This window comes from Halotalea alkalilenta DSM 17697 (assembly GCF_000621205.1).
GTDB classification, from domain to species: domain Bacteria; phylum Pseudomonadota; class Gammaproteobacteria; order Pseudomonadales; family Halomonadaceae; genus Halotalea; species Halotalea alkalilenta.
Genome location: NZ_JHYY01000014.1, coordinates 103611 through 119281 on the forward strand (window position 1 = coordinate 103611; position 15671 = coordinate 119281).

General features: G+C 64.8%; 13 protein-coding genes. 7 read left to right on the top strand and 6 right to left on the bottom strand.

The features are described from left to right. Positions 1 to 432: 432 nt before the first annotated feature. Positions 433 to 804: a winged helix-turn-helix domain-containing protein gene (locus Q376_RS0101555; protein WP_043445694.1), complete on the bottom strand. Its 372-nt coding sequence runs from the start codon at positions 802 to 804 to the stop codon at positions 433 to 435. A gap of 99 nt (positions 805 to 903) precedes the next feature. Between Q376_RS0101555 and Q376_RS21025 the strand changes: the two genes are divergently transcribed. Beyond that, entirely contained in the window at positions 904 to 1365 is a 462-nt protein-coding gene (locus tag Q376_RS21025; RefSeq protein ID WP_052364844.1) for a GNAT family acetyltransferase, read from the top strand. A gap of 53 nt (positions 1366 to 1418) precedes the next feature. On the opposite strand, the gene Q376_RS0101565 is transcribed toward Q376_RS21025, so the two are convergent. The 3 genes from Q376_RS0101565 to Q376_RS0101575 form a co-directional block, all read right to left on the bottom strand. Further along, positions 1419 to 2246: an aldo/keto reductase gene (locus Q376_RS0101565; RefSeq protein ID WP_027348808.1), complete on the bottom strand. Its 828-nt coding sequence runs from the start codon at positions 2244 to 2246 to the stop codon at positions 1419 to 1421. A gap of 146 nt (positions 2247 to 2392) precedes the next feature. Then, positions 2393 to 4612, bottom strand: a complete 2220-nt coding sequence (locus tag Q376_RS0101570; RefSeq protein ID WP_027348809.1) for a TonB-dependent receptor domain-containing protein — start codon at positions 4610 to 4612, stop codon at positions 2393 to 2395. A gap of 297 nt (positions 4613 to 4909) precedes the next feature. Then, a complete protein-coding gene (locus tag Q376_RS0101575; protein ID WP_027348810.1) occupies positions 4910 to 6031 on the bottom strand; it encodes a YncE family protein in 1122 nt (373 codons plus the stop codon). 308 nt (positions 6032 to 6339) lie between these two features. Here Q376_RS0101575 and Q376_RS0101580 point away from each other — a divergent pair, with 308 nt between their 5' ends. The 3 genes from Q376_RS0101580 to Q376_RS21035 all read left to right on the top strand — a co-directional run bounded on the left by Q376_RS0101580 (position 6340) and on the right by Q376_RS21035 (position 11265). Next, entirely contained in the window at positions 6340 to 8583 is a 2244-nt protein-coding gene (locus tag Q376_RS0101580; protein ID WP_027348811.1) for a FepA family TonB-dependent siderophore receptor, read from the top strand. Positions 8584 to 8671: 88 nt separating this feature from the next. Then, on the top strand, positions 8672 to 10159 hold the full coding sequence (locus Q376_RS21030; RefSeq protein WP_052364845.1) for a class I SAM-dependent methyltransferase: 1488 nt from the start codon (positions 8672 to 8674) through the stop codon (positions 10157 to 10159). 86 nt (positions 10160 to 10245) lie between these two features. After that, positions 10246 to 11265, top strand: a complete 1020-nt coding sequence (locus Q376_RS21035; RefSeq protein ID WP_052364846.1) for an alpha/beta hydrolase — start codon at positions 10246 to 10248, stop codon at positions 11263 to 11265. A gap of 16 nt (positions 11266 to 11281) precedes the next feature. Here Q376_RS21035 and Q376_RS21040 read toward each other — a convergent pair whose 3' ends face one another. Continuing rightward, positions 11282 to 12040, bottom strand: a complete 759-nt coding sequence (locus Q376_RS21040; RefSeq protein ID WP_081803337.1) for a glutathione S-transferase N-terminal domain-containing protein — start codon at positions 12038 to 12040, stop codon at positions 11282 to 11284. A 177-nt stretch (positions 12041 to 12217) separates the two neighbouring features. Here Q376_RS21040 and Q376_RS0101600 point away from each other — a divergent pair, with 177 nt between their 5' ends. The 3 genes from Q376_RS0101600 (at position 12218) to Q376_RS21045 (ending at position 15186) form a co-directional block, all read left to right on the top strand. Further along, positions 12218 to 13771 (top strand): bifunctional GNAT family N-acetyltransferase/carbon-nitrogen hydrolase family protein, encoded by a 1554-nt coding sequence (locus Q376_RS0101600; RefSeq protein ID WP_027348812.1) that lies wholly within the window; start codon positions 12218 to 12220, stop codon positions 13769 to 13771. A 196-nt stretch (positions 13772 to 13967) separates the two neighbouring features. Further along, on the top strand, positions 13968 to 14168 hold the full coding sequence (locus Q376_RS0101605; RefSeq protein WP_027348813.1) for a hypothetical protein: 201 nt from the start codon (positions 13968 to 13970) through the stop codon (positions 14166 to 14168). 136 nt (positions 14169 to 14304) lie between these two features. After that, a complete protein-coding gene (locus Q376_RS21045) occupies positions 14305 to 15186 on the top strand; it encodes a M90 family metallopeptidase (RefSeq protein WP_081803338.1) in 882 nt (293 codons plus the stop codon). Here Q376_RS21045 and Q376_RS21050 read toward each other — a convergent pair. Beyond that, on the bottom strand, positions 15128 to 15643 hold the full coding sequence (locus Q376_RS21050) for an acyl-CoA thioesterase (protein ID WP_052364847.1): 516 nt from the start codon (positions 15641 to 15643) through the stop codon (positions 15128 to 15130). The genes Q376_RS21045 and Q376_RS21050 overlap by 59 nt on opposite strands. Positions 15644 to 15671 lie beyond the last annotated feature (28 nt).

Here is a 15671-nt window from a genome sequence, read left to right on the forward strand (position 1 = left end):
CCGGTGAGGACCCTTCGGCTCGCTGCGCTCGCTCAGGGTGCTCGGAAACATCTCGAGTCGAGCCACGGCCTTGGCGCCGCCGCTCGGTCCCTCGACTGGCGCCCTTGATTGCCGAGTCGGCACTCGAGCTTGGCGCGTACGGCGCCGCTCGGGACGAACGGATTGGGGTTGGCGATCCCGTTCGTGTCCTTCGATGCGCTTCGCTTACTCAGGATGCTCGGATAGCCGGCGAGGACCCTTCGGCTCGCTGCGCTCGCTCAGGGTGCTCGGAAACATCTCGAGTCGAACCACGGCCTCATCGCCGCCGCTCGATCCCTCGACTGGCGCCCCCAATTGCCGAGGCGGTGCTCGAGCTTGGCGCGTACGGCGCCGCTCGGGACGAACGGGATTATGGTCGCTAAGTTCGGGGCCAAGCGGATTCGAAAGGAATGCTCACGTCTGCGCGGGTTTCAGCAGCTTGCCGAGTGCGTCGAGCTCGTCGCGGGCGACCTCATCGAGGTGCAGGGAAAGCGCGCGCAGACGGGCCAGCAGCGCTATGCCGAAGGGCGTCAACCGAGCGCCGCCGCGCTGGTGACCGCCGCTCGAGGTGACTACCACCGGCTCGACCAGACAGCGATTCATGGTCTCGACCAGCTGCCATGCCTTCTTGTAGCTGAGCCCCATCGATCGGCTCGCGGCGGAGATCGAACCATGGCGCTCTATCGCTTCGAGCAGGTCCATCTTGCCCGAGCCAAGGGTCAGCTCGTCGCTCAGGCTCAGCCGAATCCGCAGACGCGGCGTATTGGTTGCTCTTCCCTCGACCATCTCGCTCTCCTCGATACACGCATCCCGCTCACCAACGGCGCTATCCTTCTCGTAACAGCAACCACTGGCAACCCCCCAATTTGCGCCAAGGAGTCAGCAATGCCATCTCGCTTCGCCATCCGCCCCTTCGAAACCCATGATACCGAGGCGGTGGTCGCGCTCTGGCGACGCGCCGGGCTGACTCGACCGTGGAACGATCCCTACCTCGATATCCAGCGCAAACTCGACGAGGACCCAACGCTCTTTTTGATCATTGAATGCGAAGGACACCCGGTCGCGAGCGCGATGTTCGGCTACGACGGCCACCGGGGTTGGCTCTACTACTTGGCGGTGGAGCCTTCGCTGCGCGGTCGCGGCCATGCCCGCGCGCTGATCGAGGAGGGAGAACGGCTGCTGCTCGAGCGCGGATGCCCCAAGCTGCACTTGATGGTGCGTCGGGAAAATGCACAGGTCATCGAGCTGTACCGCCACCTCGGCTACGCCGAGGTGGAGACGGTGACGCTGGGCAAAAGGCTGATCGAAGACACGCCCACCGGGATTCCGAGCGCTGACAAAGATTGAGCGCGCCCTGGAAGGGCGCGCTCGTTGGTCACGATCGCACTACGCGGTGATGCTCAGTTGAACGTCGCCGGATCAGGGCCCATGCGCTCACCGCGATCGAGCGTGGCGATCGTCTTCATCTCGTCGGCGTCGAGCGAGAAATCGAAGATATCGGCGTTCTCCTTGATCCGTGACGGCGTCACCGATTTCGGAAAGATCACCGAGCCGAGCTCCAGGTGCCAGCGCAGGATCACCTGGGCCGCGCTCTTGCCATGGCGGGCGGCGATCGCCGTGATCTTTTCGTCCTGCAGCAGCTCTCCGCCCTGCGCCAGCGGACTCCAGGCCTCGGTGACGATGTTGTGACTGCGATTGAATTCGCGCAGCTGGTTCTGCTGCAGCAGCGGATGCACTTCGATCTGGTTGATCACCGGGGCGACGCCGGTCTCGGCGTTGAGCCGCTCGATGTCCTCGGGACGGAAATTGGACACCCCGATCGAACGGATCCGTCCTTCATCGCGCAGGCGAATGAATGCCTTCCAGGTGTCGACGAAGCGGTCGTTGGCAGGGCACGGCCAGTGGATCAGGTAGAGATCGAGGTAGTCGAGACCTAGCTTGCCCATGCTCTCGTCGAAGGCGGCAAGCGTGGAGTCGAAGCCCTGCTTCTCGTTCCAAAGCTTGGTGGTGATGAACAGCTCCTCGCGGGGAATGCCTGCACCCGCGATCGCCTGGCCGACGCCCTCCTCGTTACCGTAGATCGCTGCGGTATCGATATGGCGATAGCCAAGCTCGAATGCGGTGGCCACGGTCTTCGCGGTCTGGTCGGCCGGGGTCTTCCAAACACCGAGACCGAGCTGCGGAATCGAATGACCATCGCTCAAGGTGATACTGGGAATGCCGGACATGATCGCTCCTTTGGTAGACCTTACGTCGCCTGACGTATGACGACGATTCGTCTTTCAAGTTCAGCACAGATTGTTCGCCCGGCCAAATCTCCCCGCCTCGCGCACGCCGCCCTCGAGGGGCGGACGTGGACGCGAACTCCGTCGGATCAGAACTGGTAGTTGGCGGAGAGCCAGAGGCGGCGGCCATCTTGATAGACGCCGGTGGTGGACTGGGCGGTCTGGGTGTAGTGGAAAGCGGGATACTCGACACCGTTCCAGGTGTAGGTGTCATAACGACCGAAGTCCTTGTCGAACAGGTTGTAGATCATCCCGTTGAGCCGGACGTTCTCGGACAGCCGGTAGGAGGCGCCAAGATTGAACAGCGTGTAGCCCTTGATCTTGTCGCCCGCCTGTTCGTAGAGGGCGAGGTTCTGCCCCGAGGTCGGGGCGCCGCCGGCGAAGCGCTCGCGGGAAGAGTAGTACTCCCCTTCGATCCAGGTGCTCAATCGGTCGGTGGCGTCCCACAGCAGCGTAGCGTTGAGCTTGTGCTTCGGTGCGTTGCTCAACACGAGCCCCTGCTCCGCGCCCGACTTGATCTCGGTATCGGTCCAGGTGTAGCCGCCGCTGAGCTCCCAGGCAGGGTTGAATCGATAGGCCGCGGTCAGCTCGAGACCCCGGGTCTCGGCCTCGTCGATGTTAATCAGCTGGCTGAATTCGGTCTGCTGGGTGAAGTTGCCGACGGTGATGCAGCCCGGCACGTTGCCGGCGGGATTCAGACAGTTGGGAATCCCCTCGCCGCTGGCGATACGGTCGGTGAACCGGTTGTAGAAGATCGTCGCGCCAGCGGAGAAACCGGCGTTATTGTCGTACAGCGCGGCGAGCTCGTAGTTGGTGCTCTTTTCCGGTTCGAGATCGGGCGAACCGAGCGTGACCGTGGCGCCCTGCCCGCCGAAGCCGGTGATGCCGTCGTGCAATTGGTTGAGCGTAGGCGTCTTGTAGCCACGCCCTACCCCACCCTTGAAGGTCCAGCTGTCGGTCGCCTCCCATACCAGGTAGCCGCGCGGGCTGAAGTGGCCCCCGAAGGCGTCGTGGTGCTCGTAGCGTCCGCCCAGCGTCAGTGCCAGGTCATCCCTCAGCCACCATTCATCCTCGGTGAACAGTGCCCAGGTGTCCTGTTCGAACGACTCGCTCCCCGCCGCACCATCGGTCAGCTTGCCATCGGTGTACTGGCCGCCGACCGTGACCATGTGCGCGCCGAGCGGCATGACGAACTTGGTATCGAAGACGAGATCGCGGTTTTCAAGCGTTCTCCGCTCGCCGCCCTCGGCCTCATAGCCATACTCGGGCGCACTACCGCGAGGCAAGGTGCGGCCGAGGGTTTCCGTCTCGGTGCGCATGATGCTGGATTCGAGGGTACCCAGCCGGTATCGCCCGGTGTGGCCGAAGGAGATCTGGTCGCGGTTGAAGCGCAGCGTGTCCTCGTAGCCGTTGATGTTGCTGTAGTTGGGCGGCAGGCTGCGGTCGAGCACGCCAAGCCGGCTATCCGCATTGTCGTAGCGCTGCCGCGAGCGGTCCAGGTCGAGCCACAGTTCGTCGCGCTCATTGGGCGTGAAGCTGAAGCGCCCGCCGATGGAGTAGTTCAGCGCCTCTCCCGGCCGAGGGTCGCGGGTCGGGTTGGCGTTGGGATTCTGCGGCACCAGGCGCTCGGAGGCATCGCGATCGAACACTCGCCCACGCAGCTGCACGCCCAGCCGGTCGCGCACCAGCGGCCCGGTAGTAAAGAAGCTGACGGTCGAGTCGTCGCCGGCATCGCTGTGCTGTTGCCAGGTGTGGGCCACCGACGCCGAGCCGCTCCAGCTGTCGCCGACCGGTTTGGTGATGATGTTGATCACCCCGCCCATGGCATCCGACCCATAGAGTGTCGACATCGGTCCACGAATGACCTCGATCCGCTCGATCGCGGAGAGCGGCGGCATGAAGCTCGTGGAGGTTTCGCCGAAGCCGTTCGGCGTGATGTCGCCGGAGGTGTTCTGCCGCCTGCCGTCGATCAGGATCAGGGTGTACTGGGAGGGCATGCCGCGAATGCTGATGTTGAGACCGCCGGTCTTGCCGGTGCCGCTGCGCACGTCGACGCCGGGTACGTCGGCGAGCGCCTCGGCGATGTTGCTGAAGCTCTTGCGCTCGAGCTCCTCGGCGTCGACCACGCTGATCGAGGCGGGCGCACTGCGCAGGCTCTGCTCGAAACCGGAGGCGGTGACCACCATGGTGTCGAGCGTATGGGAAGAGGGATCGGTCTGCGCCATCGCGGGAGCGGCGTGAGCCAGCAGGGCGGATAGCTGCGCGAGACTGCTGAGCGCGACGAGGCGCTGGAATGATTGATCGGACATACGGTTCCCTTGGATTGGCCATCGCCTTCAGGCGACTTGTAGGAATAATCGACGATGCATCGCCGATGCGAAGCGAGCTCAAATGAGAATGAGAAGATAAAGCAGCTTTTGAGCGAACAACCTGCAATGAGCATTAACGACGGGCCAGGCAAAGCCGTATTCAGCTGTGAAAAAGCCTTACCGGTGAGAAGCGATAGCGCAGAAACGCAAACGCCGGCCCATGAGGGCCGGCGATCGGTGACAACGAGAAAGAATCAGCTCACCCCACCCGGCCTCGGCCGGGTGGGAGCGCCCCGGTCAGGGCGACAGGGTGTAGACGATGTCTCCCTGGCGGGTTTCCCCGGTCTCGCGATTGTTGTAGGTCCGGCTGGAGACGAACACCCGGTCGTTGGCGGCATCGATCTCGAGGCTGTTGGGCATCGGCGGCGCTTCGAGTTCGCTCACCTGCGCGTAATCCTGGGTATCGAACACCTCGACGGTACCGCCCTGCCGATTGGTCACGTAGAGCCGCTGGCGTTCGGTATCGACGCGCACGTCGAGCGCCATCTCACCGGCTTCGATGGTGTGCAGCACTTCTCCATCGCTCGCATCCAGCACGCTGACCGTCCCGGAACCCATGTTGGTAACGAACAGGCGATTGCCGTCCGGGTCGTATGCCACGTTGATCGGCCGTTCGCCGCCGCTGGCGAAGCGATCGATCACCTCACCGTTTTGGCTGTCGATCACCAGCACCTGGCCATCCCCCATCGCCGTGGCGTAGAGCCGCTCGCCGTCCGGCGACAGCGCAAGCCCGGTCAAGCCCTTGCCTAGGCCGTCGAAGGTGTCGAGCAGCGTGAAGGCGCCACCGTCGACCTTCCAGATCATGCTGTTGCCCTCGTCGTTGAAGCCAACGCCGGAGACATAGACCAGGTCATTGCGCTCATCGACCACCACCTTGCGCGGTTGCACCGGGCGCTCTTCCCTGGCGCGCGCGGCTTCGACATCGCTCAGCTCCAGGATAGCGGTCTCGTCCCCGGTGCCCAATTTGACCGAAGTGAGGGTGCCTGCCCGCGCGTTGCTGGCATAGAGCACCCGGCTTGCATGGTTGAGCGCGAGGCCGTGGTTGTAGTTCGGCGTGGTGATGGTGCGCTCGAGCGAGAGGTCATCCGCGTCGAGGACGAAAATCCGGCCATCGCCGCTGTCCCCACGGCCACCCCCCACCGCTACGTAGAGCGCGTCGTCCGCCGGATCATAGGCAAGCTCGTAGATGCCGCCTTCGAGCTGGGCCTGGGCGGTCACCTGCAGCGCTGCGGCGGTCGCCGTCGACGCGGTCTGCGCCGCGGCGATCGGCGAGCTCACAGTGGCCAAGCCGAGCAGCATGACACCACCGGAAAACAGCGCAACGCGAAGGGCCTGGGCAAGTGGGGTGCGGCGGGTCATCGGTGAATCCTCTGCAACGGTCGCCTCGACCGGCGACGAATGGCGTGATGGAAGAAATCTGCGCACGCTTGGGCGCGGTAGCCGAGGCTAGCCCAATCGATAGATCGACTCAATCGAAATCTATTCTCATCCAATACCTGAGCACGATTCTTATTCGTAACTTAACCCAATAAACCCATAGTTGTGCCTGAAGATAAAAACGAAAATGATAAGGATTATCACAAAACACACATTCCGCTCTTAATCCCAGCACGCCGGAGCCTCCGTCAGAGAGGCAGGCAACGGATCACTTCAGGAACAAGGGAATCATGATCACGACACGCCGCCACCCGATGGCCATCGCCGTCGCGTTGGGTCTCGGTCTCGGGTGCACCACCGCTTACGCCCAGACCACCACGGACCCGCTCGAACAAGCCGCCCGCAGCGAAGAAGAGAGCGATACCGCGCTCAGTCTGGACGAGATCGTCGTGCTCGGCACCGCCGCCGAGCAGACCCGCCAGATGCCCGGGGTTTCGATCATCGGTGAACAGGAGCTCGAGCGCCGCCCGCCGGCCAACGATCTTTCCGAGATCATCCGTCGCCAGCCCGGGGTCAACCTCACCGGCAACTCGGCGACCGGCCAGTACGGCAACAACCGCCAGATCGATCTGCGCGGGATGGGTCCCGAGAACACATTGATCATGATCGACGGCAGGCCGGTGCTGTCGCGCAACGCGGTGCGCATGGGCCGCAGCGGCGAACGCAATACCCGCGGCGACAGCAACTGGGTGCCCGCCGAGGCGATCGAACGGATCGAGGTGATTCGCGGCCCGGCCGCCGCACGCTATGGCTCCGGCGCCTCCGGCGGGGTGGTCAACATCATCACCCGGCCACCGACCGACAAGCACAGCGCGACCCTCACCGCCTATAGCAAGATGCCTGAGAACGGCGACGAAGGCTCGAGCCAGCGCGCGGGGTTCGTCTTCTCGGGCCCGCTGTCGCGGACCCTCTCCTACCGGATGTTCGGCAACCTGAACAAGACCGATGCGGACTCGCTCGATCTCAACCGCCAATTCCAGGTTGACCCCAACCCGCCGCCCGCGGGCCGCGAAGGGGTCGAGAACAAGGACATCAACGGCCTGCTGCGCTGGCAGCTCGCCGACAACCAGAGCCTCGAGTTCGAAGCGGGCTATGCGCGCCAGGGCAACATCTTCGCTGGTGAATGGGCGGGCGCGAGCAATGCCCCTTATGCGGCAGAGCTGTGGGGCGACGAAACCAACGTGATGTACCGGCGCACTGTCGCCATCACCCATCGCGGCGAATGGGACTTCGGCAGTTCGCGAATCACCCTGCAACAGGAGAACACCCGCAACTACCGGCTCGGTGAAGGCCTCGCCGGCGGCGGTGAGGGCACCATCAGCCCGACCTCGACCTGGAACCAGTCGGAGCTCGACAACTACTATTTCAACGGTGAGCTGGACCTGCCGATCACCGGGGGACGCTTCAACCAGGTGGTCACCGTCGGCACCACCCTGACCCGCGAGAAACTCGACGATCCCTACTCGGTCACCTCGTCACCGACTATCACCGATTTCCCGCAGACGCGTAACGGCAGCGCCCAGACCGACGCCGACAACTACGCGGCATATATCGAGGACAACATCGAGCTCACCGAGCGGCTGATCGTCACCCCGGGCATCCGCTTCGATCACCACTCCGAGTTCGGCGACAACTGGAGCCCGAGCCTCAACGGCTCGTTCGCGGTCACCGATGCCGTCACCGTACAGGCCGGCGTGGCCAGGGCGTTCAAGGCACCTAACCTCTATCAGTCGAATCCCAACTACGTCTACACCACCATGGGCAACGGCTGCCCCGATGGCGTGACCGGCCCCTGCTACATCCAGGGCAACGCCAATCTCGAGGCAGAGACCAGCCTCAACAAGGAAATCGGTATCTCCTACGTCGAGAACGGCTGGAACACCGGCCTGACCTACTTCCATAACGACTACAAGAACAAGATCGTCGCCGGCCTCGGCAGCGGCGGCGAGGTCACCTCGGTGCCCAGCGGCGGAAACGTCTATCAATGGACCAACGCCTCCAAGGCGGTGGTGCAAGGGCTCGAGGGTAACGTCAATGTGCCGCTGCTCGGCCCTGACGGCACCGTGCTGAGCTGGAACAACAACCTCACCTACATGATCGAGAACCGTAACAAGGACACCCGCGAGCCGCTCTCGGTGATTCCCAAGTACACGATCAACTCCTCGCTCGACTGGCAGGCGACCGACCAGCTGTTCCTCGCCGCCACGGTGACCCACTATGGAAAGCAGGAGCCCCGCCATCGGACCTCCTCGGGGTCCGACGCCACGGGCGCGACGCTGTCCAAGCGCGGTTCCTATACGCTGTTCGGGCTCAACGCCAGCTACGAGGTCAATGACAACTTGAGCCTCTCGGCCGGGATCGACAACCTGTTCGACAAGCAGATCTATCGTCAATCCTCCCAAGGCCAGACCGGTGCCAACAGCTATAACGAGCCCGGCCGCGCCTACTGGGTGAGCATGACCAGTCGTTTCTAAGCCACAGAGCTCCCTCGGGCCCCATCGCCTGGCGCGATGGGGCCCGATCTATTGATCGCGCCGTGGCGAACGCACGCCGGAGCCTTTGATGACGCCCACCGACGCCTACCTCACCTCGATACGCTATCCGCACCACTACCAGCGCGAGACCTCCGCCGCCTGGCTCTGCTTCGGCGTCGAAGCGCTCGGCTACCGGCCCCCCGAGACCGCGCGCGGATACCGCTGGTGCGAACTCGGCTGCGGCCAGGGCTACACCGCCGCGCTCAATGCGGCAGCCGACCCGCGCGGTGAATTCCACGCCGTCGATCTCAATGCCGAGCATATCGATGCGGGGCGAGCGCTGGCGCGCGAGGCCGGGCTCGACAACCTGCATTTCCACCTAGGCGACTTCGGCGCCTGGGCCGATGAGGGCCACTCGCTCGGTGAAGGTTTCGATTTCATCGTCGTCCATGGCGTCTATTCATGGATCTCGCCAGACCAGGCCGAGCGCCTCGAGCGCTTGGCGGCACGCTGGCTCGCTCCAGGCGGCCTGCTCTACCTGCACTACATGAGCCAGCCGGGGATGGCCGCCCAGGCCGCGACCCAGCGGCTGGTCGCCACCCTGGCCGCGCGTCACCACGACCCCAGGCTCGGCCTCGAGCAGGGGCTCGCCACGCTCGCCCGGCTGCGCGAGGCCGGTGCAGGATTCTTCATCGCCCATCCCGAAGCGGCCCGCAGCCTAGATGCCGCACTCGAAGGTGATCGTGACTACCTCGCCCACGAACTGCTCGGCGGCCACTGGCGGGCGATGCACGTAGGCGAGGTGATGACGCGGATGGCGGCGCTCGGCTGCGACTACCTCGGCAGCGCCACGCTGCAGGAGAACATCGACGCCAGCTCGCTGCCGGCGGGCTGCCTGGCGGCGCTCGACGGCATCGATGACCCGGTCGCGCGCGAAACGCTCAAGGACATCGCCCGCAACCAGAGCTATCGACGCGACATCTATCAAAAGCGGCGGCGAGCGCTGACCCCGAGCGAACATCGCGACGCGCTGCTGCGCCAACGCGTCGCGAGGCTGCCGGGCGCGCCGCGCCGCGGCCCGATTCGCTTCTCGACCCCGATCGGCGAGGTGGACGGAGACGACAGCCTGCTGCTGGCGATTCTCCAGGCGCTCGAGGCAACGCCCTCGATGAGCTTCGCCGAGCTTGCAAGACAGCCATCGCTGCGCGGTCGCATCCAGCAGCTCAGTCCAGCGTTGCAGATGCTCACCTGGGCGGGCGCGCTGCATCCCGCGCAGCCCTGCGCGGATGCGACACCCGGCCGGCGGCTCAATGCCATACTCGCGCGTCGGCGGCTGGCCGGCGAGGAGTTCAGCCATCTCGCCTGCGCCGGCATCGGCGCGGGCATCGGTTTCGATCTCGAACAAGCCCTGCTGCTCGATACCGCAAGGACGATGCCCGATACCGACGGCCACAGGCTTCATCGAGCGGCGAACGAGCGGGCCCGCAGCCTCGGCATCCCGGCCATCGCGCCGCCGCGCTGGCAGCGCCTGGTGAATGAAACGCTGCCATCCTGGCGCCGTTTGGGCGTGCTTTGAGCGCACTGGCCAGGATCCAAGCGCTTGCATCGCTGGCGGCAAAGCGCGATGTTGCCTCTTTTTGCCTGCCGATCATGGAGCCGTGCATGTCAGCGCACCATCTTTTGCATCTCTCGCCGGGACGGGCCGCGGCATCGCTCGCCGCCGGCCTCGCCTTTGCCTTCACCAGCCTAGCCGTCGCCCAGCCAAGCATGCAGCCGCTTGGACCCAACATCGCCGACGTCGGCTCCGATGCCTACAGCTTCAAGCGCTTCGAGATCGACTCCGACGATGGCCAACGCCACTATCGCATCTGGGTGGGCCGGCCGGAGGCACCACCGCCCCCGGGCGGCTATCCGGTGCTCTACATGCTCGACGGCAACGCGGCGATCGGCGCGCTCGATGAGGAGCTGCTCGGTGCCATCGATCGAGCCGCGCCTCCCGTGCTGGTGGCGATCGGCTACCAGACCGAACTGCCCTTCGATACCACCGCACGCGCCTACGACTACACGCCGCCCGATCCCGACGGCAAGCCCGGCACGGACCCTTGGAACCAGACCCGCGAGAGCGGCGGCAGCGACACGTTCCGCGCGCTACTGCACCAGCGGATCATTCCCGAGGCCGAGCAGGACATCGCGATCGATGCCAGCCGTCGCGCGCTCTGGGGCCACTCCTACGCTGGACTGTTCGTGCTCGATACCTTGTTCCAGGCGCCCGGCGATTTCTCCCGCTACTACGCCGCGAGTCCGTCGCTCGGCTGGAACGGCGGCCAGAGCCTCGCTCGCGAGGGTGGACTCGCTCGACGCCTTACCAGCGAGACCAAGTCGCTGACGCTGTTCCACGGCGGGGACGAGGTCGGTCGCCACCAGCGCAACGCAGATCGCCCTCCGTCTGAGGAGGCCGAACCGCTGCGCGACGGCTCACGGCTTCGCGCGCGACTGTCGCCTACCGTGGTGGAGGATCTCGCCAAGCGGCTCGATGCGGTGGAGGGGCTGGAGGTGCGCTATCGCGCCTATCCCGCGCTCAGCCATGGACCGATGCTCGCCGCGTCGCTGCACGATGCCCTGCGCGATGTCGCTGGCCTGCCGATGAGTGACCCGCAAGAGGCGCAGCCTCCCCGCCTCTGAGCCGAGCGCCCGAGGCTCAGGAGATCGAGCGCGGCACCAGCGCGACGACATCGGCCGGCGGCCTGGGAGCGGCGTAGGCCCGCGCCGCGCTCGCCGCGTAGCCGCCGAAGGCGCCGAGCAGTCGATCCTGCCACTCGGCGACGCGGTCCTCGGGGTCGAGCAGCTCGTCGCGCATCATCACCCTCGCCCACATGAAGAAGCCGAAAGCGAGGTAATCGCTGCCGCCCGGCTGGTCACCACCGAGGAACGCGGTCTCACGCAGGCGCAGGCGCAGCGGCGCCAGCGCCATCTCGAGCATGATCCGCCCTCGCGCCGGGTCGCAGAAACGCTCGAGCGTCATGCCTAAACGCGCCTCTCGCGAGGCACGGAAGTAGGGTTGGTCGATCGGGTCGAGGGCATCGAACAGATCCGCCATCATGATGCGGCTGAGCGCCGGGGCCAGCTGGGTCTCGGACCACGCCTTGATGAAACGTCCGCTGCTCTCGGCGCCTGGACCATCGAACAGCGGCGCCTGGGGATAGCGCCGGTCGAGATGCTGGATGATCGCGTAGCTGTCGACGATCGCTCGACCGCTCTCCTCGCGCAGCACCGGCACCCTGCGCGCCAGACCGTCGCCTTGGCCCGAAAACGCCAGTGCATCGTTGTCGACGAAGCGCAGCGCGCGGGTTTCGAAGGCCAGTCCCTTGTGCTTGAGCGCCATACGGACCCTCCAGCAGTAGGGCGAGAAACGCACACGTGGGTCGCTCCCACGCAGTTCGAATAACGTTCGCGTCATCTCCAACTTCCTCCTGGCGAGCCACGCGGGTACGCCGTCCATCGTGGGCGAATCTCGTTCGCGCTTGTCCTCAGTGTAGCGGTCCTGGGCCATCGCGCGACGCCGTTCGCCACGGTGAACTTCACACGCCGTGCTAGACTCCAAACCGGTTCCACCTACCCTCCGCTGGATTCAGCCATGTCGAAAGAAGCCCTGCATCTCAACATCCGCAACCTCGAGTCCGCCGACTATCCACAGCTCAAAGCGCTGATGGATGCGGTCTACGAGGATATCGGCGGGGCTTGGTCGAAGCTCACCATCGACCGGCTGATCGGTGAGTTCCCCGATGGCCAGCTCGCCATCGAGGACGACGGCCGGCTGGTCGGCATGGCGCTGACCGTGCGAGTCGACTACGACGTGTTCTCGAATCCGCACAAGTACGACGATCTGATCGGCCATCGCGACATCATCCTCAATGCTCCCCAGGGCGATACGCTCTACGGCCTCGACGTACTGATCCATCCCGACTATCGCGGCTACCGCCTCGGCCGGCGGCTTTACGAGGCGCGCAAGGACCTCTGCCGCTCGCTCAACCTGCGCGCGATCCTCGCCGGCGGGCGAATTCCCGGCTATCACCGCTATGCCGAGGAGCTGTCGCCGACCGAGTACATCGACAAGGTCTCGCGCAAGGAGATCCACGACCCGATCCTCTCCTTCCAGCTGGCCAACGACTTCCTGGTCAAGCGGCTGTTGCGCAAGTACCTGCCCGAGGACGAGCACTCGATGGGCTACGCCACTTTGCTCGAGTGGAACAACATTCTCTTCGAGCCGGCCGAATCGGTGCTCGATTGGCGCAAGCAGGAAGTTCGGGTCGGCGCAGTGCAGTGGCAGATGCGCGAGTTCGCCTCGGTCGAACAGGTGCTCCAGCAGGTCGAGTTCTACGTCGATGCGATCTCCGACTACCAAAGCGACTTCGCGGTGCTGCCGGAGCTCTTCAACACCCCTCTGATGGGCCTCACCGACCAGTCGGACCAGGTCCAGGCGATTCGCTTCCTCGCCGGATTCACCGCGCGTTTCAAGGAGGAGATCTCGCGGATGGCGGTCTCCTACAACATCAACATCATCGCCGGGTCGATGATCGAGCAGGGTGAGGATGGCCGGCTCTACAACGTCGCCTACCTGTGCCGCCGCGATGGCTCCATCGACCGCCAGCCCAAGCTCCACATCACCCCGCAGGAGCGTCGCGACTGGGTGATCGAGGGCGGCGACTCGCTCACCGTGTTCGATACCGATGCCGGGCGCATCGGCATCCTGATCTGCTATGACGTCGAGTTCCCGGAGCTTGCACGATTGCTGGCCGAGCAAGAGATGGACATCCTCTTCGTGCCGTTCTGGACCGACACCAAGAACAGCTACCTGCGGGTGCGCCACTGTGCCCAGGCGCGGGCGATCGAAAACGAATGCTACGTGGTGGTCTGCGGCAGCGTCGGCAACGTGCCATCGATCGAGAACCTCGACGTGCAGTACGCGCAGTCGTCGGTGTTTTCACCCTCGGACTTCGCCTTCCCCCACGACGCGGTGATGTCGGAGACCACGCCGAACACCGAGATGCTGATGTTCTCGGATCTCGACCTGCGACGGCTCAAGGTGGTGCGCAGCGAGGGCTCGGTGACCAACCTGAAGGACCGGCGCAAGGATCTGTTCGATTTGCGCCTGCGCGACTGGTCGCTGAAGGCGGGAGGCCAGGGCTGAGCCCGAGCCGACGCGCCGGGAAAGGCATGCTTACCAAGCGACACGGGGCAATACGCAAGAGTGCTTCGCTTACAATGCGTATCGAGAAGCGAGTGGCGCTTTGATCCGGACGATCTAGGATGATCTGGTACCGCTCGCGGTGCCCATTGGGCATCGGGGCGCTTCCGTCAGATCGTGATGAAAGGAATCGGACCGTATGAAATCTCTCGTTTTCACCACAGCCGCGCTGTTTTCCACTCTACTCATGGCCGGCTGCGCCACTGACTGGCAAAAGCCCGATGGCACCGATGCTGACCGCTATAGCGACCAGGCCGAGTGCCGGGTGATGGCCAACCAGGCCGACGACAGCGAGACCTTCGACGACTGCATGAAAGGCCGCGGCTGGATGGATGACTGAGCGAATACCAGGCAGTCGCACAGAGCGCGCCCACGGGCGCGCTCTGTGCCGTTGAGCTCCCCGCCCAGACGTCATTCAGCGCCGATGGGCTGACACCGTTCGAGCCGCTGGTTATCCTCGGGACGCGCGCACTTTCATGCGTATTCCTACCCGTACTTCGAGGAGCAAGACCATCGGCTGGCTGTCGGATCTCAAGTGGCGGCACACTCGCCAACGTCATCCCTTGCCCGAGCGGCTCTGGCGCGAGGTCGTCGACCAGCTGCCGATCGCCCATGGGCTCGACGAAACCCAGCGCGCGCTGCTCGGCAAGCGCGCCTGGCGGCTGCTGCACGAACTACGGCTCACCCTGCCGGTGGATGGCGCCGATTGGCCGCTCGCCGAACGGCTGCGCCTGACCGCGCAGGTCGCCCTGCTCGCGCTCGGTTGGGAGGACGGAGAATCGGCCTTCGCCAATGTGCATGAGGTGGTGGTGGTGCCGGATGCCTTCACCCGCGAGGTGGTCGAGGTCGACGAGTATGGGGTGACCCATGAGTACGTCGACGAGCGGGTGGGCGAGACCTCCTACCAGGGGCCCGTAGTGGTGTCGCTGGCTGACGTCGAGCACAGCGGCGAGTGGAGCGGCTTCAACGTGATCATCCACGAGTTCTGCCACAAGCTCGACATGGGCAACTCCGAGGACGTCGACGGCCTGCCACCGCTGCCGCCGGGCCTTTCGGCGAAGACCTGGCACCAGGTGTTCAGCGTGGTGTGGCAGGACCTCAAGGATCGCCTCGCACACGACGAACCGACCCCGATCGACGACTACGCGGCAAGCCACCCGGGAGAGTGCTTCGCGGTCTGCAGTGAATACTTCTTCACCGCGCCGGACATCCTCGCCGAGGCCTACCCCGACCTCTATGCGCTGCTGTCGCGCTACTACGGCCAGGATCCACTGCCGCGCCTGCGGGCCTTCGAGTCGCTCACGACTCCTGAGCGGGGAGATCGGGCCGTTCGCCCTCCGCATTTCGAATCGCCCTGAAGCGCGCTTCCATCTCACGGCGGAGTTCGCGACGCCGGCGCCCCGACTCGAAGCGCTGGCGCCCGATCTCGGTGACCGGAGTAAGCGCCGGCACCGCCATCGGGCGCCCGTCGTCGTCCACCGCCACCATGGTGAAGTAGCAGCTGTTGGTATGGCGCACCACGCCCTGGCGAAAATCCTCGGCGACGACTTTGATCCCGATCTCCATCGAACTGCGCCCGGTGTAGTTGACCGCGGCGAGGAAGGTGACCAGCTCGCCGACGTGGATCGGCTGGCGAAAGATCACCTGGTCGACCGAAAGCGTCACCACGTAGCTCTGGGCCCAGCGCGCGGCGCAAGCGTAGGCGACTTCATCGAGGTACTTGAGCAGCGCTCCCCCGTGTACCTTGCCGGAGAAGTTGGCCAGATCGGGGGTCATCAGCACCGACATGGTGAGTTCATGCCTGGGGGTGTCCATAAGAAGATCGCTCTCGCGCCAAGGCACC

Bases quoted from the DNA above. Each gene is read 5' to 3' on its own strand.
- Q376_RS0101555 (WP_043445694.1), bottom strand. From the start codon at position 804: ATGGTCGAGGGAAGAGCAACCAATACGCCGCGTCTGCGGATTCGGCTG.
- Q376_RS21025 (WP_052364844.1), top strand. From the start codon at position 904: ATGCCATCTCGCTTCGCCATCCGCCCCTTCGAAACCCATGATACCGAG.
- Q376_RS0101565 (WP_027348808.1), bottom strand. From the start codon at position 2,246: ATGTCCGGCATTCCCAGTATCACCTTGAGCGATGGTCATTCGATTCCG.
- Q376_RS0101570 (WP_027348809.1), bottom strand. From the start codon at position 4,612: ATGTCCGATCAATCATTCCAGCGCCTCGTCGCGCTCAGCAGTCTCGCG.
- Q376_RS0101575 (WP_027348810.1), bottom strand. From the start codon at position 6,031: ATGACCCGCCGCACCCCACTTGCCCAGGCCCTTCGCGTTGCGCTGTTT.
- Q376_RS0101580 (WP_027348811.1), top strand. From the start codon at position 6,340: ATGATCACGACACGCCGCCACCCGATGGCCATCGCCGTCGCGTTGGGT.
- Q376_RS21030 (WP_052364845.1), top strand. From the start codon at position 8,672: ATGACGCCCACCGACGCCTACCTCACCTCGATACGCTATCCGCACCAC.
- Q376_RS21035 (WP_052364846.1), top strand. From the start codon at position 10,246: ATGTCAGCGCACCATCTTTTGCATCTCTCGCCGGGACGGGCCGCGGCA.
- Q376_RS21040 (WP_081803337.1), bottom strand. From the start codon at position 12,040: ATGACGCGAACGTTATTCGAACTGCGTGGGAGCGACCCACGTGTGCGT.
- Q376_RS0101600 (WP_027348812.1), top strand. From the start codon at position 12,218: ATGTCGAAAGAAGCCCTGCATCTCAACATCCGCAACCTCGAGTCCGCC.
- Q376_RS0101605 (WP_027348813.1), top strand. From the start codon at position 13,968: ATGAAATCTCTCGTTTTCACCACAGCCGCGCTGTTTTCCACTCTACTC.
- Q376_RS21045 (WP_081803338.1), top strand. From the start codon at position 14,305: ATGCGTATTCCTACCCGTACTTCGAGGAGCAAGACCATCGGCTGGCTG.
- Q376_RS21050 (WP_052364847.1), bottom strand. From the start codon at position 15,643: ATGGACACCCCCAGGCATGAACTCACCATGTCGGTGCTGATGACCCCC.